Origin of the sequence: Enterovirga rhinocerotis (assembly GCF_004363955.1) — a bacterium.
Classification (GTDB): Bacteria; Pseudomonadota; Alphaproteobacteria; order Rhizobiales; family Beijerinckiaceae; genus Enterovirga; species Enterovirga rhinocerotis.
In genome coordinates this window covers 141,851-160,592 of sequence record NZ_SNZR01000015.1, presented here as the reverse complement: position 1 = coordinate 160,592, position 18,742 = coordinate 141,851, and the positions used below count along the sequence as shown (strand labels likewise).

The window sequence follows — 18,742 nt, the reverse complement described above, 5'->3', positions numbered from 1 at the left end:
TCGGGATCAGCGCAGCCGCACGCGCATCGGCAGCCCATCGGACGGACGCAGCGTCACCCGGTGCACGGGCATGACGCGCGTGCCGGGTTCGAGATCGAGCCGCGCCGCGGCCGCGATCCGGGCGAGCACGATCACCTGCTCCTGAAGCGAGAAGGCCGCGCCGATGCAGACGCGGGGTCCCGCACCGAAGGGCAGATAGGCGAATCGGTCGATCCGGGTCCGCCGCTCCGGCATGAAGCGCTCGGGATCGAAGGCGTCGGGCTCGTCCCAGAGCGTGCGGTGCCGATGCAGCACCCAGGGCGCGATCATCACCAGCGAGCCCTTCGGGATGCGATAGCCCAGGACTCGATCCTCGGCGATGGCGGAACGGCTCATGAAGGGCACGGGCGGATAGAGCCGCATCGCCTCCTCCAGCACCGCCCGCGTGAAGGGCAGATCGTCCGGCGCGCAGGTCGGCCCGGCCGCGTCGATTTCGGCCTCCAGCCGATCCCGGACGAGCGGCGCCTGCGACAGCAGATAGAGCGCCCAGGACAACGCATTCGCGGTCGTCTCGTGCCCCGCCCCGATGAACGTCACGACATTCGCGGAGACCTCGAGATCCGAGAGCCGCTCGCCGGTCTCGGGATCCTCTGCCTCCAGGAGGAGCGTGAGGAGGTCGCGCGGCGCCGCCTCCCCGGCCGCGAGCAGGCGCTTGCGGGCATCGGTCAGTTCGCCGACGACCTCCTCGAAGAAGCGGAGGGCCGGCCGCGCCCGGATCCGGCCGATCCGGGGCACCCAGCCCGGGAGGCCGAAGACATCGAGCGGGTCGATCGGCCCGATCGCCTCGAAATAGCGTGTGATGGCACGCGACAGGGCGTCCGGATCGCGGGCGAGCCCATGGGTGAAGATCGTCCGTTCCAGCACGTCGAGCGTCACGCGCGTCATCTCGAGCACCGCGTCGACCGGGCGCCCGTCGCGCCGCGTCAGACGCCGCACGAGGCGGTCGGCGGCCTCGACCATCGGCGCCCGGAAGCTCGCCACCGTCTTCGGCGTGAAGAGCGGCGCCAAGGCCCGCCGCTGTCGCCGCCAGACGGGGCCCTCGGCCGTGAGCAGCCCCTCGCCGAGGCCGGGGGCGAGCACCCGGCGCTGGAGGTCGTCCTTCCGATAATTCGCGGAGTTGTCGACGAGGACGTGCCGGATGGCCTGCGGATCGCTCAGCACCGTCACGCGCCCGAGCACGCCCTCGCTCGCGATGACCGGCTCCTCGAAATGCGCCTGCGTCCACGTCGTCAGCGGATTGTCGCGAGCGCCCTTCAGGAAGGCGAAGATGTCCGGCGGGCGCCGGAGAGGCGTCGGCGCCGGAGGGCGAAAGCGATCCGGGCGAAAGCGGTCCTTCGGCTCTGCAAGCATGGTGATCTCCGCCACCCCGTAAGGTGGCGAAGAACCCTGCCGCCCGGAAGGGCCCGCGGCTCCGCCGCGCTATTGGGTCGCGGTGAGCCGCTCGCGGTTGATCACCTCGTCGGTCAGAAAGCCGACCACCGCCTCGTCGGCCTTCCCGTTTTTGGTCACGAGGGCATCCCGGCACCCGAGCCGACCCATCCGCATCTTCTGCGTCTGGATGGCGGTCCAGCCATCGCTGAGCGAAGTGGAGGGACCGACCAAGGCGTAGGAGGCCGGGAGCCAGCGGGCATATTCCGGATCGGCCAGCATAGTCTGCAACGTCGCCTCGGCCTGATCGATCGCGGCCCCCTTCTCCGCGAAGAACTGGCGGATCCGATCGGCGTGCAGCACGGCGAAGGGGCGATCGTCTTCGAAGAGCAGCGGAAGCCGGGACACGTTCTTATCCGCCATCTCGGTCAGGAGAGCCCTCAAAGTCGTTGCCTTGAGCGTGGCCTCGCTGCCCCTTTTGACCGTGGCCTTGGCAAGCGGAATCATGCTGGATTCGGCGCTTTTCAGGCTCAGGGGATCGACCGGCTCCTTCCTCAGAAGAGCCTGTGCCGATTGCGTCGCAACGATGAAGTTGTCGCGCGCGAAGTAAAAGGCGACGACCGTCCCGACCCAGGCCCCCACGAGAGGGAAAAATGACGATATGACCTTGTCGGCGATGCCGATGACCTTGTCTATGCGCGTATCGGCCGCCGTCAGCGAGAGCGTGACCGTGACGGTGAAAACGAATGCGCTCGCCAGCAGCAGCATGATCGCCACGATGCTGTAGCTGACCAAGATTTTCGAGAGATTGTTGCGCTCGGCGGCGAGCGCCGCTCTCTCCTCGATGCTCACTTCGGCCATCATGCCCCTCCGCATCATCCCCGGCACAATCAATAACACTCTTAGGTTGTGATAACAGTCATCACAACTCTAGACTTTGGACGCATATCGAGGTTGACGCCGTCGCTCCGTTCGGACACCTCCCCGGGCGGAAAACGGAGCCAGCGATGACAGCCACCCGCACCGAGAGCGATACCTTCGGGCCGATCGAGGTCCCCGCCGACCGGTTCTGGGGAGCGCAGACGCAGCGCTCGCTGCAGAACTTCAAGATCGGCGGCGAGCGGATGCCCGCCCCGCTCGTCCATGCGCTCGGCATGGTGAAACAGGCGGCAGCTTTGGTGAACAAGGACCTCGGCGAGGTCGACGGGACCGTCGCCGATGCCGTCGCGGCGGCCGCGGCGGGCGTCGTTGCCGGCAAGTACGACGACGAGTTCCCGCTGGTCGTCTGGCAGACGGGCTCGGGCACCCAGTCGAACATGAACGCCAACGAGGTCATCGCCAGCCTCGCGAACGAATCCCTCGGCGGCAAGCGCGGCGGCAAGTCTCCCGTCCACCCGAACGACCACGTCAATCGCGGGCAGTCGTCGAACGACGTCTTCCCGACCGCGATGCACATCGCGACGGCGCGCGAGATCAACGACCGGCTGCTGCCGGCCCTGCGCCACCTGCACAAGGCGCTCGACGCCAAGGCCAAGGAATTCGCCGACGTCATCAAGATCGGCCGCACGCACACGCAGGACGCGACGCCGGTCACGCTCGGGCAGGAATTCTCGGGCTACGCCATGCAGGTCCAGCTCGGCATCGGCCGGATCGAGGCGACGCTTCCCGGGATCTACGCCCTCGCCCAGGGCGGCACGGCGGTCGGCACGGGCCTCAACGCCCATCCCCGCTTCGCCGACGCCTTCGCGGCCAAGGTCGCCGAACTGACGAAGCTGCCCTTCGTGTCCGCCGAGAACAAGTTCGAGGCTCTCGCCTCGCACGACGCCATGGTCTTCACGCAAGGTGCGCTGACGACGATCGCGGCGAGCCTCTTCAAGATCGCCAACGACATCCGCTTCCTCGGATCCGGCCCGCGCTCGGGTCTCGGCGAGCTGTCGCTGCCGGAGAACGAGCCGGGCTCCTCGATCATGCCGGGCAAGGTGAACCCCACCCAGTGCGAGGCGCTCACCATGGTCTGCTGCCAGGTGACGGGCAACGGCACGACGGTCGCGATGGCCGGCAGCCAGGGCCATTTCGAGCTGAACGTCTTCAAGCCGGTGATCGGCTACGCCGTGCTGCAATCGATCCGGCTCATCGCCGACGCCTCCATCAGCTTCACCGACAATTGCGTCGTCGGCATCAAGGCGAATCGCGACAAGATCACCGAGCTTCTCGGCCGCTCGCTGATGCTCGTGACCGCCCTCGCTCCCTCGATCGGCTACGACAAGGCCGCCGCGATCGCGAAGGCCGCGCACAAGAACGGCACGACGCTGAAGGAAGAGGCCCTGAAATCGGGCCACGTCACGGCCGAGGAATTCGACCGCGTCGTCCGGGCCGAGGACATGCTGGCGCCGAGCTGAGATCGCTTCAAGCCACATTGCCGGTCGTGGGAGGCGGGGCTAATCTCCGCCCATGAACCTCCGGCGCCAGCCCGTCCAGCGCGAGGCCGTCGAGCTTCAGCTCGACGGCGCCCTGATGGCCGACGCGAAAGCGCTCGGCCTCGACGCGGCGGGCGTCATGGAGGACGCGCTCCGCGAGAGCGTCGCCGCCGAGAAGGCGCGGCGCTGGCGCGAGGAGAATGCCGAGGCGATCCGCCGCTCGAATGAACGCGTCGAGCGTGACGGGCTCTGGTGCGACGAGTACCGGCGTTTCTGATGCGCCAGTTTTCGGTGTGTCGGCTCAAGGGCCGCTCCGGAACACTCTCCGGCCGGCTTGTCGTCGTGCTGCAGCACGACCTCCTGTCCGATCTTCGAACGCGGATCGTGGCGCCGCTGCTTTCGCTGACCGAGGCAGACGCGATCGGGCGGATCGCTCCCGAAGTCGCGTTCGGTGGCCGACGCTACCGGCTATGCCTCTACGAGCTGATGACGATCGACATCTCGTCTTTGAGCGAACCCTCTGGAACCGTCGACGTGCACGACGCTGTCATGCGTGGCATCGATCAAATCTTCGCGGGTGTCTGAGCATGGCCGAAATCATCAATCTGCGCCGTGCCCGCAAGGCGAAAGCCCGCTCGGATGCCGCGGCCGAGGCCGATGCGAACCGGCACAAGTTCGGACGATCCAAGGCCGAGCGCGACCGGTCCGAGGCGGCCGCCGAACTCGCGGCGAAGCGGCTCGACGGCCATCGGCTGGGCGAGCCCGGCTCCGACGACACCTGATGGGCGCCGTCTCGGGGAACGGGCCGGCCGGAGGGATCGCCAAGCGCTCCGTCACCATCGCGGGGCACCGGACCAGCGTCTCGCTGGAGGCGGAGTTCTGGGACGCGCTCGGGGAGATCGCGCGGGAGCGCGGCCTCTCCCTCGGCGCGCTCGTAGCCGAGATCGATGCGGGGCGCGGCACCGGCAACCTGTCGTCGGCTCTGCGGCTGCACGTCCTCGCGGCCCTGCGCGCAGGAGCGCAGCGGCCCTAGCCCGGATTCGGCGCCATCTCCGGCGTCGATGGACGGGCGGGTGGCGGCGGCAGCGATGGAGCCTCGCGGGCCCGCCGTGCCTCCTCGGCGCGCCGCGCCTCGTCCGCCTTCCTGGCCTCCTCCGCTCGGCGAGCCTCCTCGCGTGCGCGGCGGGCCTCTTCCAGGCGCCGCGCCTCGTCGGCACGTCGCTGGCGGTCCATCTCGGCGCGCGAATTGCGGCGCTGGCGCTCCACGGCATCCTGCTCGAACGTGTCGACCCGATCGAGTTCGCGCGTCAGGATGTTGGTCGCGAGGCCGTTCACCAGGGGGCCGGGCTCGATGCTGCGGGCGGGCTTCGCCAGAGGTCCGGACCAGGCGAGGCCGAGCATCGGCGGCGGCCCGCTCCAGTTGCGCGGTCCCTCCTTCGACTGAAGGACGCCTCGTGCATCGAGCGAAAGCCCGCGCAGATCAAGCGTCACGGAGCCCTGCCAGCTTCCGCCTTCGGCATCGATCCGCACCGGACTGAGCCGCAGGCTGCCGCCCGTGAGGGCTCCGCCGGCAGCGACGGCACCGCCCGCGACGAGCGGGGCGCGGCCGAGCTCCTCCGCGAGGATCGGCTGCCAGCGCTGCGCCGTCAGCGGATCGTCCGTGCGCAGCACGCGCGCTGCGACCCGGCCGGGCGCGGCGGGATCGGCACCCTCGACGCGAAGCCCGTCCACGGAGACCTCGCCCGCGCCGGCGAGATTGGCGACGAGACCCGCGAGGCTCTCGCCCGAGCTCCCGAAGCGCAGCTTGGCGGTCAGACGTCCGGACCCGAAGGCCGCGCCCAGCATCCCGGACAGGGGCAGGCCTTCGACGACGCCCTCCCCCGTCACCGAGGCGAGCCCGCCCTGGCGGTCGATGGCGAGATCGCCGCGCAACCGCGCCTCGCCGATCCGCGTATCGAGGCGGGAGATCCGCAGGCCGTCGCCGCCCGCATTCAGGCCGAAGCCCACGTCACGACCGACGAAGCCGGATCCGAGATCGAGTTCCGTCGCCCGGACGTTCAACGACAGCGGCCGGGACAAGCTGGCCGGAGCGCCGAACCGGGCGGAGGGCCAGACCGAGCCTGCGGCCGCCGGGCTGCTCGGGCCGAGCGCGAGCGCTGACGCAAGCCACGGGAGCGACAGGCGCTCGACGCTCGCACTGCCTCGGATTTCGCCCGCCGCCAGGCCGGACAATTCGCCGGAGACGCGCCTCTCAGCGATGCGCCCCGAGAAGGTCAGCAGGGCACCGTCCTTGCGGGCCAGGGTCCCCGTCATGGCGACCGGCACCTTGTCGCCGGTGGGGGGCAGCCCGAGGCGCGCCAGGAGAGGCGTCGCGTCCGGGCCGCTGATGGCCAGCACGCCCTCGTCGACGCTGTCGTCGGCCGAGCCGAGCCGGAGCGGCTTCTCCGTCGTCACGGCAAGGCCCGCCGCCTCGCCTGCCAGGGTCACGGCGAGCCGACCGTCGGGGTCGCGGCGGCCGGAGAGGGTGATGCGGTCCCCGCCGGCGCCGGTCGGCGCGCCGAGCCAGTTCTCGCCCTCCGCCCGAATGGCGAGTTCGGCGAGCGAGCCGCCGGTGACCCGCGTCATCGCCTCGAACGGTCCGCCGGCGAGGCTGCCCTCGAGCCGTGTCCGGATCGAGGGCGCAGAGCCCGGGCCGAGCCGAGCCTGTTCCAGGTCGAGGCGAAGGTCGACGGCATCGTCCCGGATCTGCCGAGGCACCAGCCCGGCCAATCCTCCGAGCCAGGCCTGACCGAAGAGATCGAGAAGCGGCGCTGCGCGCGGCGCCGTGAGGCGCCCTTCGATGCGGCCGGCTCCGTCGGGCGCTATCCGGCCGGACAGAGAGGCCTCGGCGCCCGCGAGGCCTCTCACCTCCAGCGAATCGAGCGCGATCTCGGAGCCCCGCGTGAGCAACCGGCCCGAGATATGCCCGCCTGGGCGGCCGTCATGGACGACGTTGCGCGCATCGATCGCGAGCCCGAGATCATGGCCCCGCGCCAGCGCGAAGAGCGGCGCGCCGGCCGGGAGGGCCGCGACGTCGAGGCCCTCGACGGCGAGCTGGGCATCCAGCCGGGGCCGCGCCCCGGCTTCCGCTTCCGTGTAACGCACGGTGCCGGACAACCGGCGGCTCCCTTGCACCAGGCGCAGATTGCGCAGGGATACGACCGGATCGGCGATGGCGAGATCGGCCGCCCCCTCGACGGGACTCGGCTCGAGCAGCCCGGCGGCTCCCCGAAGACCGACACCCTCGAGGGCCCGCGCGAAGCGCTCGCCGTCGCCCGCGCCGAAGGCGAGGCTCGCGGTGAGGCCGGGCGCGAGGCCGAGCCAGAAATTCCCCTCCGCGCGCAGCGTCGACCGCCCCGGACCGGAGGCCTCGAACGATCGGATCGCTCCTCGCTCGCCATCGATCGAGAGGGACAGCGACAGACCCGTCAGATCCTCGTCCGCACCGACCGCGAGGCTGTCCAGCCGGAGCGACAGGTCGAGCGGCAGCCGCGCCCCGCTCCGCCACGGCAGCGATGCGAGGCCGGCTCCGTTCGCCTGCCTGAAGGCTGCAAGGTCGAGCCGGCGCGCCGCGAGCGTGAGGCTGAGATTGGGATCGTCCAGCCGGTAGCGCCCCTCTCCCGTCAGCCGCACCGCTCCGGCGCCGTCCCCGGCTTCGACGGCCACGTTGGCGAGTTCGGCCACGCGGCCGCTCGCGCGGATATCGGCCTGCGCGCGCAGCGGCAGGGGATCCGCTGCTGCGGTCTCGGCAGGCCCGCCGGCGGGTTTGGCCGGGGCCTTGGTCGTCTGGTATCGGCCGGTCCCGACGAGGAGGGGCCGGAAGCTTCCGCCAGGGCGCGACTCGAGCGTGATCTGGCCGTCGATGTCGAGACGCGGCGCGCCGCCCCCGCCGCGGCCGAACTTGATGGCCGCCGTCCGCTCGGCCGTGATCTCTCCCAGCGCGATCTCGAAGGGACGGCCGCCCGCCGTGCCGTCGAAGCGCCAGGGTCCGGCGAGCGACTGGGCCTGGATATGGACGCGCTCGCCATAGACCTGATCGGTGCGGCCGGTCGCGGGATCGGCCGTCGTCACGAGCAACTGATGGACGAACAGGTCCTCGAACACCCAGGACCGGCGACGCGACGCCTCTTCGAGGAAGCGCTCCGGGACGCGCCAATCGCCGCCGGCGCCGGTCGGCAGCTTGATCTCGGCCCGACCTATCCGGGTATCGAGGAAGCGCACCTCCCCAGTCAGAAGCGGGGTCAACGCGATTTCGGCCCTGAGATACCAGGCGTCGAGGGAGGGCGATTCGGGCTCGAACGAGCCGAGTTGCAGGCGCCGGATGCGGATGCGCGGCGTCGGCAGGAGCCGGATGTCGAGCGGCCCTTCCGTCCGCGCCTCCTGGCCCGTCGCACGCGCGATTCCGCGATCGACCCAGGATCGGTAGGCCGTCCAGTCGAGCAGAGGCGGCACCGCGAGCGCGGCGACGAGCACCGCGATCACCAGCCCCGCGAGGATGGTCAGGACATCACGCACCGAATGCCGCCTCCGGCGTGGTTCCGCCTCTGGTCAAACGGCGACGATCTTGCCGGGATTCATGATGTCGTCGGGATCGATCGAGCGTTTGAGCAGCTTCATCATCTCGATCGCCGGGACGCCATGTTCGGCCTTCAGATACTTCATCTTGCCCGATCCGACACCGTGCTCGCCGGTGCAGGTGCCCTCCATCCGCATCGCCCGCTCGACGAGCCGGTGCATGAAGGCCTCCGTCCGCTCGACCTCCGCCGGATCCTCCATCATCACGAGCGGCATGACGTGGAAATTGCCGTCGCCGACATGACCGGCGATCGGCGCGATCATGCCGGAACGCTCGATATCCTCCTTCGTCTCCGCAAGGCACTCGGCGAGGCGCGAGATCGGCACGCAGACGTCGCTCGCGACGCCCTTCGCGCCGGGCCGCAGGCCGAGCGAGGCCCAATAGACGTCGTGCCGGGCCTGCCAGAGCTTCGAGCGCTCCTCGGGATCGGTCGAGAAGCGAAAGCCCGTGCCCCCGCATTCGGCGGCGATCTCGCCGAAGCGCTCGGCCTGCTCCTTCACCCCGGCCTCGGTGCCATGGAATTCGAAGAGCAGGAGCGGCGTCTCGGGCAGCGAGAGCTTCGAATAGGCGTTGACGCCCCTGACCTGCACCTCGTCCAGCAATTCGATGCGGGCGATGGGCAGCCCGCATTGGATGGTGAGGATGACGGCGTCGCAGGCGGCCTTGACGCTCGGGAACGAGCAGGTGCCGCCGGAGATCGCCTCGGGGATGCCGGCGAGGCGGAGCGTGATCTCGGTGATGACCCCGAGCGTTCCCTCGGAGCCGACGAAGAGGCGCGTGAGGTCGTAGCCGGCGGAGCTCTTTCGCGCCCGCGAGCCCGTCCGGATGACCTCGCCGGTCGGCCCTACGACCTTCAGCGCGAGGACGTTCTCCTTCATGGTGCCGTAGCGGACGGCATTGGTGCCGGAGGCGCGCGTCGCGGCCATCCCGCCGATGGTGGCGTCGGCGCCCGGGTCGATCGGGAAGAAGAGCCCCGTGTCGCGCAGGTATTCGTTCAGCTCCTTGCGCGTCACGCCGGGCTGGACGACCACGTCGAGATCCTCGGGATGGACCGCGACGATCGCCTTCATCTGGCTGGTATCGATCGAGACGCCTCCGAAGGGGGCGTTCAGATGGCCTTCGAGCGATGTGCCGACGCCGAAGGGGATCACGGGCATCGCCTCGGCCGCGCAGAGCCGGACGATCTCGGCCACCTCGTCGGTGCTCTGCGGGAAGACGACGACATCCGGCGCTTCTGCGGGAATCCAGGTCGTCGTATGCGCATGCTGCTGGCGCACCGCGAGGCTCGTCACGACCCTGTTGCCGAAACGCCGCTGGAGTTCGAGCGTCACCCGCGCGACCGTCGCCTCATCGGGCCGGGACCGCTGCGGCGAGCGCATGGCCTCGTCCTGGGCGTCAGCCGAGGGATGCATTGCCATCGGGTATGCCGACATGCCGATCTTCGCCGTTCCGGGCCCGCCCTCCCGAGGCCGGCCATCTCTCGCGGCAGCCTAGACGATTTTCGCGGGCGGTGGAGCCGCCTCGCGACGAAAATGCGCATGCCGGGACGGCGCGATCCCCTCATGGAGACGTGCGATTCACTTTAGGCGAACGAATCGAGGGCCTTGGTGCCGCTTCGCACTTTCATCCGGTCTCAACTTATTGTGAATGAAAGGAAGCGTCGCGCGGTGCGGCGGTCGAGAGGATCGGGCGGTTGAACGGGGAATCCAGGGCGCCGATTTTCGTCTTCGCGCCCTTCGTGTCCAGCACGATGCGGGTCGAGCCTGCCTGGATCGACTATAACGGCCATCTCAACATGGCCTATTACATCGTGCTGTTCGACCGGGCCGTCGACGAGGCATTCGCCCTGACCGGGCTCGGCCCCGACTATATCGCGACGCGCGGCTGCTCGTATTTCACCGCCGAAATCCATGCCGTCTACCGCCGGGAGCTTACCGTCGACCAGCCCGTCCGCGTGACCGTGCAGTTGGTCGACCACGACGAGAAGCGCATCCACGCCTATCTCGAGATCCGGCACGCGACCGAAGGTTGGATCTCGGCGACCTGCGAGAAGCTGTTCCTTCATGTCGACATGACCGAGCGGCGTGTCGTCCCCTTCCCCGAGGACATCCTCGCCAACCTCGCCGCCATGAAAGCGGAGCATGGCCGGCTGCCGCGTCCCGCCGGCCTCGGGCGATCGATCGGCCTCCGGTCGCGGGCCGTGGACAAGCAGCCGGACGAGACCGCGTCTCAGTGATGACGCATCCGGGCTCCAAGGACGGCGCGACACCGAAACCAAGAGGCCCCATGAAAGATCTCATCCCCCGCCGCCATCTCTTCGGCAATCCGGTCCGCGCCTCGTACCAGATCAGCCCCGACGGCAGCCGGCTCGCCTGGCTCGCACCGCTCGACGACGTGCTGAACGTCTGGGTCGCCCCGACGGACGACCTCGCGGCCGCGAAGCCCGTCACGCAGGACAAGGGCCGGGGGATCATCGCCTATTTCTGGACCTATGACGGCCGGCACCTCGTCTATGTCCAGGACCGCGAGGGCGATGAGAATTATCACGTCTATGCCGTCGACCCCGATCTCGGCGAGAGCCGCGACCTCACCCCGATCGACGGCGTCGCCGCCCATGTCGTCGGCGTCAGTCGCATCCGGCGCGGCGAGATCCTGGTCGCGCTCAACGACCGCGACCCGCGCTTCCACGACCTCCACATCGTCGATCTCGCCACGGGCGAACGCCGGCTGATCCAGGAGAATCCGGGCTTCCTGGGCTTCGTGACCGACGAGGACTATGCCGTCCATTTCGCCGTCCAGCCCCATCCGGACGGCTCGTCCGAGGTGCTGAAGCGGGACGGCGACGCCTGGACGAGCTGGCTCGTCTTCGACGCGGAAGACACCCGCGTGTCGGGACCCGACCACCTCGACGCCTCGGGCCGCGTCCTGTTCTGCCGCGACAGCCGGGGCCGCGACACGGCGGCCCTGACCCGCATCGACGTCGCGAGCGGCGAGGCCGCGGTGCTGGCCGCGCATGACGAAGCGGATGTCGGCGCCGTGATCCACGACGTCGAGACGTTCGAGCCCCTGGCCTATGCGGTGAACCACGAGCGCAGCCGCTGGCATGCCCTCGACGAGCGCATCGCCGGCGATCTCGCCTTTCTCGACGGGCAACCCATCGGCGACTGGCGCCTTGCCGGACGCACGGAGGACGACCGCCTTTGGGTCGTCGCCGCCGATTCGGATACGCGGCCCGGCCGGACCTGGCTCTACGATCGCGAGGCGCGCCGTCTCACCGATCTCGGCACCGGACGGCCAGAACTCGACGGCCTGCCGCTTGCGCCGATGCGCGCGCTCACGATCCGCGCGCGGGACGGGCTCGGCCTCGTCTCCTATCTCACCCGGCCGCTCGGTGCGTCATCGCCCGGCCCGCTCGTCCTCCTCGTCCATGGCGGGCCTTGGGGGCGCGACGCCTTCGGCTTCAACGTCTACCACCAGTGGCTCGCCGATCGCGGCTACGCCGTGCTGAGCGTGAATTTCCGCGCCTCGACGGGGTTCGGGAAGAGCTTCGTCAATGCGGGCGACCGCGAATGGGGCCGGCGCATGGACGACGACCTCCTGGACGCCGTCGATTGGGCGATCGCGGAGGGCGTCGCGGATCCGAAGCGGATCGCGATCATGGGCGGGAGCTACGGCGGCTACGCCGTCCTCGCCGCGATGACGCGCAACCCGGACCTCTATGCGTGCGGCGTCGATATCGTCGGCCCGGCCAACCTCGACACGCTGCTGAAGACCGTCCCGCCCTATTGGGAATCCTTCCGTGCGCAGCTCGTGCGGGCGATCGGCGACCCCGATACCGAGGAGGGGATGGCGCTGATCCGCGACCGCTCACCCGTCCATCACGCCGACCGCATCCGCGCGCCGCTGCTGATCGCGCAGGGCGCGAACGATCCGCGGGTGAAACAGGCCGAGTCCGACCAGATGGTGGAGGCCATGACGGCGAAGGGCGTCCCCGTCACCTATCTGCTGTTCCCGGACGAAGGCCACGGCTTCGTGCGCCCCCCGAACCGGCTGGCGTTCAACGAGCGCACGGAAGCCTTCCTCGCACGCCATCTCGGCGGCCGGGCAGAACCCGGACGGGCAGACGAGACGGTGGGGACGACGATGCAGATCATCCGGGACGACCCGCCGCGGGCCTGATCCCGCTCGGCGTGCCGCGCTCAGCGCCGCAGAGGCGCGGCCATCGGGCTCGGCACGAGCGGCGGCGGGGCCGGACGCGTGATCTGGTTGCGGATCGCGTTCGTCTCGAACTGGTTCTGCTGCTGAAGGGCCCGGCCGCGCTCCTGCGTCGTGATCGAGCGGTTGATCGATCCGACCTGGTTCTCGGCCCGGCTCGCCGCCGAATCGTATTGAGCGGAGGCGCCGAAGGAAAAGGCGAGTCCACCGGCCAATGCGGCCGCCGCAACGAAAAGACGCATGATGAAACGGCTCCTTGCGGTCGAAAGTGGTGCTGGCTGGACGCGCGGTCAACGCCACCTGCCGCGTCGGTTCGTCTCGCCCGTGACGGCCGCGCCCTGAACGCCGGCTGACCGACATCGGCTAATGGCGATTCGTTCAGCAATCCGGCCGATCATGCCTCACACCGCGCGGGAGGACGCCGCAGGGTTTCGATGAGGCGATGACTCGGTTCACCCCTTGCTCGGCGGCACCGACGCCTCCCTGGATGGATCGTCCGGCCCTTGGCCTCGCGCTCCTCGTCGTGATCGCTATCGCCCCGATGCTTGTCGCGGGACCGGTGCCGGCGCTGCTCGACTATCCCAACCACCTCGCGCGCATGTCGATCCTGATGCGGGACGGGACGCCGGACGCCAATCCCCATTACGAGGTCGTTTGGTCCTTCGTACCGAACCTCGCGATGGACGCGATCGTGCCGCCGCTTGGCCGCCTCGTCGGAATTGAAGCCGCGACCCTCCTGTTCCTGATCGTAAGCCAGGCGCTCGTCATCGGTGGCGCCGTGTCGCTCGACCTTGCCGTGAAGGGGCGCATCGCGTGGGCGGGCTACGCCGCGGTTCTTTTCCTCTACGCGCCCCCGTTTGCGTGGAGCTTTCTCAACTTCCAGTTTGGCCTCGGGCTTGCGCTTCTCGCCTTCGCCATGTGGATCCGGCAGACGAGGCGAACGCTTGGCGGAGCGTTGGCATGGCATGCGCTCGCGTGCCTGGTTCTGTTTGTGAGCCATCTCTTCGCTCTCGGCCTCTATGGCTGGGCCATCGGCCTCTACGAATTGTGGCGCTGGCGGCAGGAACGCATCCCTCTGTCGCAGCGATCATGGATCGTCCTCGCGCTCGTCCTGCCCCCGGCTGCCCTGTTCGCGATCACGCTCCTGTCGGGGGCGTCGGTCGGTGCCCAGACGACACTGTGGTCGCCGGCATCGAAGCTGTTGTTTGGAATCGCAGCCAATGGGTTCTCGCGTCCCGTCTCGCTCACGATCCTCGTCGCGATCGCAGGCGGAGGCTGGCTCCTGGCACGCCGGGGAGAGCTCCGATCGATCGGCGCCGGCCCCCTTCTCGCGGCAGGCTTCGTCGTCCTTTACCTCCTGATGCCGCACAGGCTTCTGGATTCGGCGCTGGTCGATATCCGCGTCCCCCTCGCTGCGGCCCTCATCCTGCCCGCCTTCGTCGAGATCCGCTTCCGAGACCGCGCCGCGCAAACGGGCACGCGGATCGCCTTGGGGCTTCTTCTCGCCCTCAATCTGTCGATCGTCACGTGGAACCAATCCGCCTATTCCTCGACCTATCGGGCTTTCCTCGCCTCCGCCGCCACCCTGCCGCGCGGCGCGAGAGTCCTGTCGGCCTATGACGAGGCCGACAGGCGCGGCCTGACCTCACGGCTGTGGGACCTGCCGATCCATCACCTCCCGACGCTCGCGATCCTCGAAGCCAATGCCTTCGTGCCGACGCTGTTCATGCATCCGGGAAAGCAGCCCATCCGTCCTGCCCCGGACGTAAGGCGCCTCTCGGTGCCCGACAGCGACCCGCCGTCGCTGAGCGTGTTGAAGGAGTTTCTGGTCCGTCCCGATGCGTCGATTCCGATCGCGGACCACCTGCGGCATTGGGTTCGGGATTTCGAGTACCTCTATCTCCTCTCTCCGCTGGGGCCCGTCGCCGCGAACCCGCTTCCGCATCTCCTGTCCCCCATCTCGTCGGATAGCCGCTTCACGCTCTACCGGATCGTCGGACCCGCCCGAACCCGCTGAGAGAACGCCGCCCGTACCGGTGGACGAGAGCGGACAGCGCGGCGCTCAGCCTCGACGGCGCCATGGTTTTGGATCAGGAAGGGGCATGAGTCGCGCCCACGCGTTGCCGACGCCGCCCGAAGCCGGAGAATCCGTCCGCCCCCTCACGATCAGCGAGCGGGCGCGCGCGGCCGCGGTGCCGGCGGACCATCGTCCGGCGACCGATTACCTCTCCGGCCTCAATGCCGAGCAGCGCCAGGCGGTCGAGACGACCGAGGGGCCCGTCCTCGTCCTCGCGGGCGCGGGCACCGGCAAGACGCGGGTCCTGACGACCCGCATCGCCCATCTCATCGCGACGGGCCTCGCCTGGCCGTCCGGCATCCTTGCCGTGACCTTCACCAACAAGGCCGCGCGCGAGATGAAGGAGCGCGTCGCCCATCTCGTCGGGCCGGCAGGCGAAGGCATGCCCTGGCTCGGCACCTTCCACGCCATCGGCACCAAGATCCTGCGGCGCCATGCCGAGCTCGTCGGCCTGCGTTCGGACTTCACCATCCTCGGGGTGGACGATCAGCTCCGGTTGCTGAAACAGGTCATCACGGCCGAGAACATCGACGAGAAGCGCTGGCCGGCGCGCCAGCTCGCTTCCTTCATCGACGGCTGGAAGAACCGGGGCCTGACGCCAAAGGACGTGCCGCCGGGCGAGGCCGCGGCCTTCGCGAACGGGCGCGGCACGGGGCTCTACCAAGCCTATCAGGACCGTCTGAAGACGCTGAACGCGGTCGATTTCGGCGATCTCCTGCTCGAATGCCTGCGCCTGTGGCGCGAGAATCCGGACGTGCTGGAGCAATATCAGCAGCGCTTCCGCTACATGCTGGTCGACGAGTACCAGGACACGAACGTCGCGCAGTATCTGTGGCTGCGCCTCCTCGCCCAGGCCCGCAAGAACGTCTGCTGCGTCGGCGACGACGACCAGTCGATCTATGGCTGGCGGGGCGCCGAGGTCGACAACATCCTGCGCTTCGATCACGATTTTCCGGGCGCGGTCGTGATCCGGCTCGAGCGCAACTACCGCTCGACCGCCCATATCCTCTCCGCCGCCTCGGGGCTCATCGCCAAGAACAAGGACCGGCTCGGCAAGACGCTGCGCACGGACGACGAGCCGGGCGAGCGCGTCAGCGTCACCGGGGCCTGGGATTCCGAGGAGGAGGCGCGACAGATCGGCGAGGAGATCGAGGCGCTCCATTCCCGCAAGGAGAACCTCTCCGAGGTCGCGGTGCTGGTGCGCATCTCCGCCCAGATGCGCGAGATCGAGGACCGCTTCGTCACGCTCGGCCTGCCGTACCGCGTCATCGGCGGCCCGCGCTTCTACGAGCGGGCCGAGATCCGCGACGCCCTCGCCTATCTGCGCGCGACGGCCCAGCCGGCCGACGACCTCGCCTTCGAGCGCATCGTCAACACCCCGAAGCGCGGCCTCGGCGATGCGGCCGTGGCCCTCCTCCACGCCCATGCCCGGCGCGCCCGGGTGCCGCTGATGCAGGCCGCGCGCTATCTCGTCGAATCCGACGAGATGAAGCCCGCGCCCCGGCGCTCCCTGCGGAGCCTGATGGCGCAGTTCGACCGCTGGCGGACGGCGATGGAGAAGACGCCCCATCACGAGCTCGCCCAGACGATCCTCGAGGAATCCGGCTACACCGACATGTGGGCCAAGGAGAAATCGGCCGACGCGCAGGGGCGGCTCGAGAACCTCAAGGAACTCGTGCGCTCCATGGAGGAGTTCCCGGACCTGCCGGCCTTCCTCGAACACATCTCGCTCGTCATGGATGCGAACGAGGACGGCGACCAGGAGCGCGTCTCGCTGATGACGCTGCACGCCGCCAAGGGCCTCGAATTCGAGACTGTCTTCCTGCCGGGCTGGGAGGAAGGCCTGTTCCCCTCGCAGCGCGCGCTCGACGAGAACGGCCGGGCCGGGCTGGAGGAGGAGCGCCGCCTCGCCCATGTCGGGCTCACCCGCGCCAAGCGCCGGGCCCATATCTACTTCGCCTCGAACCGGCGCATCCACGGCCTCTGGAACGCCACCATCCCCTCGCGATTCATCGACGAATTGCCGGAGGAGAACGTCGAGGTCCGGGAGGCACCGGCCGCCTATTCCGGCCGCACGGCCTCGCGCTTCGAGGGCATGACGCCCTTCGCCTCCTCCTACCAGACGCCCGGCTGGCAGCGCGCCCAGGCGCGGGCTGCCGAAGCGGCCCGCGACCCCGACAACGATTGGCGTGGCGGCGGCGGGTTCTCCGAAAACGGCTCCGGCTTCGCAGGTCCCTTCCAGGCGGGCCGCCGGGGGCCGGGCGGCCGGGGACGACCCTCGCCGCAGCTCATCGAAGGCGAGGTCCTGGCCAAATCGACCGGCTCCCCCTCCCCTTACGAGATCGGCGCACGCGTCCTGCACCTCAAGTTCGGACCGGGCACCGTCGCCGCCATCGACGGCAACAAGCTCACCGTCGATTTCGACAAGGCCGGCCGCAAGATGGTGCTGGACAGCTTCGTGGACGCGAACGGCTGAGCGATCGCCGCAGGCCTGCGGAGAATCTGCCAAGCTCGATGGAATTTGCTCGACTGTCCGGGTCCGGACTCTGCTAACCACGCGCCATGTCGGGCTCGCGTCTGATCGTCACGACCGTGCTGTGCTCCGCCCTCGGCTCGGTCGGCCTCATGGCGATCTATTCCCACCTCGTCGGGCTCTACATGCCCGCGACAGCCTGGGTCTTCACGGCCCTCGCGCCGATCGTCGTGTCGACGCCGATCTCGGTCTATCTCGTCCGCTAGGCCGAGCGCCCTGCTCGGTGAAGGCCCCGCTCGAAGACGATTTCAGACGGGCCGACGAGGCGCTCTACCGCGCCAAGGCGGATGGACGGGACCGAGTCCGGCTCCATGCCGAGGCGGAGCGCGCGCCGCCGAACGAGAACCGCGTCCTCGCCATGGTGTCTTAGAGAACGCTGCTGTTCCGCGGAAGCACCAGCGCGCTCTAAGCTATTGTTTAAGCATGCTGTTGTTGGAAAGCCGGGTTCCACTTTTCCGCAGCATGCTCTGAACGATCCCGCGGCGACGCCGGCCGGTCAGGCCGGATGCTGACGGGCGCTCGCCCTCGCATCCTCCATGATCATGGCCCGCGTTCCGGCGGCCGAGACGTAGCTCTGCGGCTTGATGTCGAGCAGGGCGGCGACGTCGAAGGCCGTATCGAGCACGGCCTTCGTATCGAGGCCGGTCTCGATCCCCATCTCGTTCAGGAACTGGACGACGTCCTCGGTCGCGAGGTTGCCGACCGCGCCCATCGTGGTCGGCGTCATGATGCCGCCGCCGATGCCGCAGATGGCGCCCTCGATGAAGGTCGCGCCCGCATCGAGCGCGGCGAGGATATTGGCGAGCCCGTTGCCGGCGAGGTTGTGGACGTGGAAGCCGATCTCGACGTCGGGATAGGTCTCGAGCGTCCGGCGGATCAGGGAGCCCACGGAGCGCGGGTCTTCGACGCCGAGCGAGCCGGCGTAATAATAGCGCCGGATGCCGCCGTTCCGGAGCCGCCCGACGATGTCGAGCACCCGCTCCTCCGGGATCGGGCCGTCATAGGCGCACCAATAGGCCATGCCGACCGCCATCACGAAGGGGATGCCGGCCCGGTCCGCGACGCGGAAGGTTTCGAGCGCGGCGCCGACGCCCTGCTCGATCGTCATGTTCTGGTTCTTGCGGTTGTAGCTCTCGCTCGCCGTGATGAGGCCGAGGATCTCCCCGGGCTTCGTCGCGACCGCCCGCTCCGCGCCCCGCGCATTCGGTGCCTGGGCCCGGTAGACGATGCCGGGCCGCCGGGTGATCCGCTCCATCACCTCCTCGGCGTCGCGCAGATGCGGGATGACGCGCGGATGGGCGAAGTTCGTGACCTCGACGACGGGAAAGCCGGTCGCCGAAAGCCGGTCGACCATCTGCACCTTCACATCCGTCTCGACCCAGCGGTGGAAGCTCTGCAGCCCGTCTCGGGCGGAGACGTCCACCACGGTCACGCTTTTCGGAAGCTGGAGCATCAAGGGTTCTCCTGGCGGCAATGCG

Annotated in this window: 17 protein-coding genes; 11 read left to right on the top strand and 6 right to left on the bottom strand. The window is 69.2% G+C overall.

The genetic code is table 11. The features are described 5' to 3' along the window. Nucleotides 1–6 precede the first annotated feature (6 nt). Both EV668_RS19695 and EV668_RS19690 read right to left on the bottom strand, forming a co-directional pair. Nucleotides 7–1,389 carry a cytochrome P450 gene (locus EV668_RS19695; protein WP_133773321.1) on the bottom strand — a complete coding sequence of 461 codons (1,383 nt, stop codon included), beginning with the start codon at nucleotides 1,387–1,389 and terminating at the stop codon, nucleotides 7–9. A gap of 69 nt (nucleotides 1,390–1,458) precedes the next feature. Continuing rightward, a complete protein-coding gene (locus EV668_RS19690) occupies nucleotides 1,459–2,259 on the bottom strand; it encodes a hypothetical protein (RefSeq protein ID WP_133773319.1) in 801 nt (266 codons plus the stop codon). Nucleotides 2,260–2,414: 155 nt separating this feature from the next. On the opposite strand from EV668_RS19690, the gene fumC reads away from it, so the two are divergent. The 5 genes from fumC to EV668_RS19665 are packed head-to-tail and all read left to right on the top strand — an operon-like array spanning nucleotide 2,415 to nucleotide 4,857. Then, the gene (gene fumC, locus EV668_RS19685; RefSeq protein ID WP_133773316.1) at nucleotides 2,415–3,806 is read left to right on the top strand and encodes a class II fumarate hydratase; all 1,392 of its coding nucleotides are present in this window, start codon (nucleotides 2,415–2,417) and stop codon (nucleotides 3,804–3,806) included. A 52-nt stretch (nucleotides 3,807–3,858) separates the two neighbouring features. Then, complete coding sequence (locus tag EV668_RS19680) at nucleotides 3,859–4,101, top strand: type II toxin-antitoxin system CcdA family antitoxin (protein WP_133773314.1); 243 nt, start codon at nucleotides 3,859–3,861, stop codon at nucleotides 4,099–4,101. Then, nucleotides 4,077–4,409, top strand: coding sequence for a CcdB family protein (locus EV668_RS19675; protein WP_166652560.1), 333 nt, complete (start codon nucleotides 4,077–4,079; stop codon nucleotides 4,407–4,409). Before EV668_RS19680 ends, EV668_RS19675 begins: the two co-directional genes overlap by 25 nt. Nucleotides 4,410–4,411: 2 nt before the next feature. Next, nucleotides 4,412–4,606: a DUF4169 family protein gene (locus tag EV668_RS19670; protein ID WP_133773310.1), complete on the top strand. Its 195-nt coding sequence runs from the start codon at nucleotides 4,412–4,414 to the stop codon at nucleotides 4,604–4,606. Further along, nucleotides 4,606–4,857 carry a ribbon-helix-helix domain-containing protein gene (locus EV668_RS19665; protein ID WP_133773308.1) on the top strand — a complete coding sequence of 84 codons (252 nt, stop codon included), beginning with the start codon at nucleotides 4,606–4,608 and terminating at the stop codon, nucleotides 4,855–4,857. Before EV668_RS19670 ends, EV668_RS19665 begins: the two co-directional genes overlap by 1 nt. Here the strand turns inward: EV668_RS19665 and EV668_RS19660 are convergent. Beyond that, a complete protein-coding gene (locus EV668_RS19660) occupies nucleotides 4,854–8,378 on the bottom strand; it encodes an AsmA family protein (protein WP_133773305.1) in 3,525 nt (1,174 codons plus the stop codon). The two genes, EV668_RS19665 and EV668_RS19660, sit on opposite strands and share 4 nt — an antisense overlap. Before the next feature lie 33 nt (nucleotides 8,379–8,411). Continuing rightward, nucleotides 8,412–9,818 carry an FAD-linked oxidase C-terminal domain-containing protein gene (locus tag EV668_RS19655; RefSeq protein ID WP_133773303.1) on the bottom strand — a complete coding sequence of 469 codons (1,407 nt, stop codon included), beginning with the start codon at nucleotides 9,816–9,818 and terminating at the stop codon, nucleotides 8,412–8,414. A 371-nt stretch (nucleotides 9,819–10,189) separates the two neighbouring features. Here EV668_RS19655 and EV668_RS19650 point away from each other — a divergent pair, with 371 nt between their 5' ends. Together EV668_RS19650 and EV668_RS19645 are read left to right on the top strand one after the other, a co-directional pair. Beyond that, nucleotides 10,190–10,675 (top strand): thioesterase family protein, encoded by a 486-nt coding sequence (locus EV668_RS19650; RefSeq protein ID WP_133773634.1) that lies wholly within the window; start codon nucleotides 10,190–10,192, stop codon nucleotides 10,673–10,675. A gap of 50 nt (nucleotides 10,676–10,725) precedes the next feature. Then, nucleotides 10,726–12,618, top strand: a complete 1,893-nt coding sequence (locus EV668_RS19645; RefSeq protein WP_133773301.1) for a S9 family peptidase — start codon at nucleotides 10,726–10,728, stop codon at nucleotides 12,616–12,618. Between the two features lie 20 nt (nucleotides 12,619–12,638). On the opposite strand, the gene EV668_RS19640 is transcribed toward EV668_RS19645, so the two are convergent. Then, nucleotides 12,639–12,896: a hypothetical protein gene (locus EV668_RS19640; protein ID WP_133773299.1), complete on the bottom strand. Its 258-nt coding sequence runs from the start codon at nucleotides 12,894–12,896 to the stop codon at nucleotides 12,639–12,641. Nucleotides 12,897–13,141: 245 nt separating this feature from the next. On the opposite strand from EV668_RS19640, the gene EV668_RS19635 reads away from it, so the two are divergent. The 4 genes from EV668_RS19635 (at nucleotide 13,142) to EV668_RS24905 (ending at nucleotide 17,634) form a co-directional block, all read left to right on the top strand. Further along, nucleotides 13,142–14,671 (top strand): hypothetical protein, encoded by a 1,530-nt coding sequence (locus tag EV668_RS19635; RefSeq protein WP_133773297.1) that lies wholly within the window; start codon nucleotides 13,142–13,144, stop codon nucleotides 14,669–14,671. Between the two features lie 85 nt (nucleotides 14,672–14,756). Beyond that, nucleotides 14,757–17,207, top strand: coding sequence for an ATP-dependent helicase (locus tag EV668_RS19630; RefSeq protein ID WP_133773295.1), 2,451 nt, complete (start codon nucleotides 14,757–14,759; stop codon nucleotides 17,205–17,207). An 86-nt stretch (nucleotides 17,208–17,293) separates the two neighbouring features. Continuing rightward, on the top strand, nucleotides 17,294–17,470 hold the full coding sequence (locus tag EV668_RS24910) for a hypothetical protein (RefSeq protein WP_166652559.1): 177 nt from the start codon (nucleotides 17,294–17,296) through the stop codon (nucleotides 17,468–17,470). 17 nt (nucleotides 17,471–17,487) lie between these two features. After that, entirely contained in the window at nucleotides 17,488–17,634 is a 147-nt protein-coding gene (locus EV668_RS24905) for a hypothetical protein (protein ID WP_166652558.1), read from the top strand. Between the two features lie 126 nt (nucleotides 17,635–17,760). Here the strand turns inward: EV668_RS24905 and EV668_RS19625 are convergent, their stop codons facing one another. Further along, on the bottom strand, nucleotides 17,761–18,717 hold the full coding sequence (locus EV668_RS19625; RefSeq protein ID WP_166652557.1) for a beta/alpha barrel domain-containing protein: 957 nt from the start codon (nucleotides 18,715–18,717) through the stop codon (nucleotides 17,761–17,763). Nucleotides 18,718–18,742: the final 25 nt, after the last annotated feature.

What these genes read in the sequence shown, in the direction of transcription:
- EV668_RS19695 (WP_133773321.1), bottom strand. Translation starts at nt 1,389, where the DNA reads ATGCTTGCAGAGCCGAAGGACCGCTTTCGCCCGGATCGCTTTCGCCCT.
- fumC (WP_133773316.1), top strand. Translation starts at nt 2,415, where the DNA reads ATGACAGCCACCCGCACCGAGAGCGATACCTTCGGGCCGATCGAGGTC.
- EV668_RS19680 (WP_133773314.1), top strand. Translation starts at nt 3,859, where the DNA reads ATGAACCTCCGGCGCCAGCCCGTCCAGCGCGAGGCCGTCGAGCTTCAG.
- EV668_RS19670 (WP_133773310.1), top strand. Translation starts at nt 4,412, where the DNA reads ATGGCCGAAATCATCAATCTGCGCCGTGCCCGCAAGGCGAAAGCCCGC.
- EV668_RS19665 (WP_133773308.1), top strand. Translation starts at nt 4,606, where the DNA reads ATGGGCGCCGTCTCGGGGAACGGGCCGGCCGGAGGGATCGCCAAGCGC.
- EV668_RS19655 (WP_133773303.1), bottom strand. Translation starts at nt 9,818, where the DNA reads ATGCGCTCGCCGCAGCGGTCCCGGCCCGATGAGGCGACGGTCGCGCGG.
- EV668_RS19650 (WP_133773634.1), top strand. Translation starts at nt 10,190, where the DNA reads ATGCGGGTCGAGCCTGCCTGGATCGACTATAACGGCCATCTCAACATG.
- EV668_RS19645 (WP_133773301.1), top strand. Translation starts at nt 10,726, where the DNA reads ATGAAAGATCTCATCCCCCGCCGCCATCTCTTCGGCAATCCGGTCCGC.
- EV668_RS19640 (WP_133773299.1), bottom strand. Translation starts at nt 12,896, where the DNA reads ATGCGTCTTTTCGTTGCGGCGGCCGCATTGGCCGGTGGACTCGCCTTT.
- EV668_RS19635 (WP_133773297.1), top strand. Translation starts at nt 13,142, where the DNA reads ATGGATCGTCCGGCCCTTGGCCTCGCGCTCCTCGTCGTGATCGCTATC.
- EV668_RS19630 (WP_133773295.1), top strand. Translation starts at nt 14,757, where the DNA reads ATGAGTCGCGCCCACGCGTTGCCGACGCCGCCCGAAGCCGGAGAATCC.
- EV668_RS24910 (WP_166652559.1), top strand. Translation starts at nt 17,294, where the DNA reads ATGTCGGGCTCGCGTCTGATCGTCACGACCGTGCTGTGCTCCGCCCTC.
- EV668_RS19625 (WP_166652557.1), bottom strand. Translation starts at nt 18,717, where the DNA reads ATGCTCCAGCTTCCGAAAAGCGTGACCGTGGTGGACGTCTCCGCCCGA.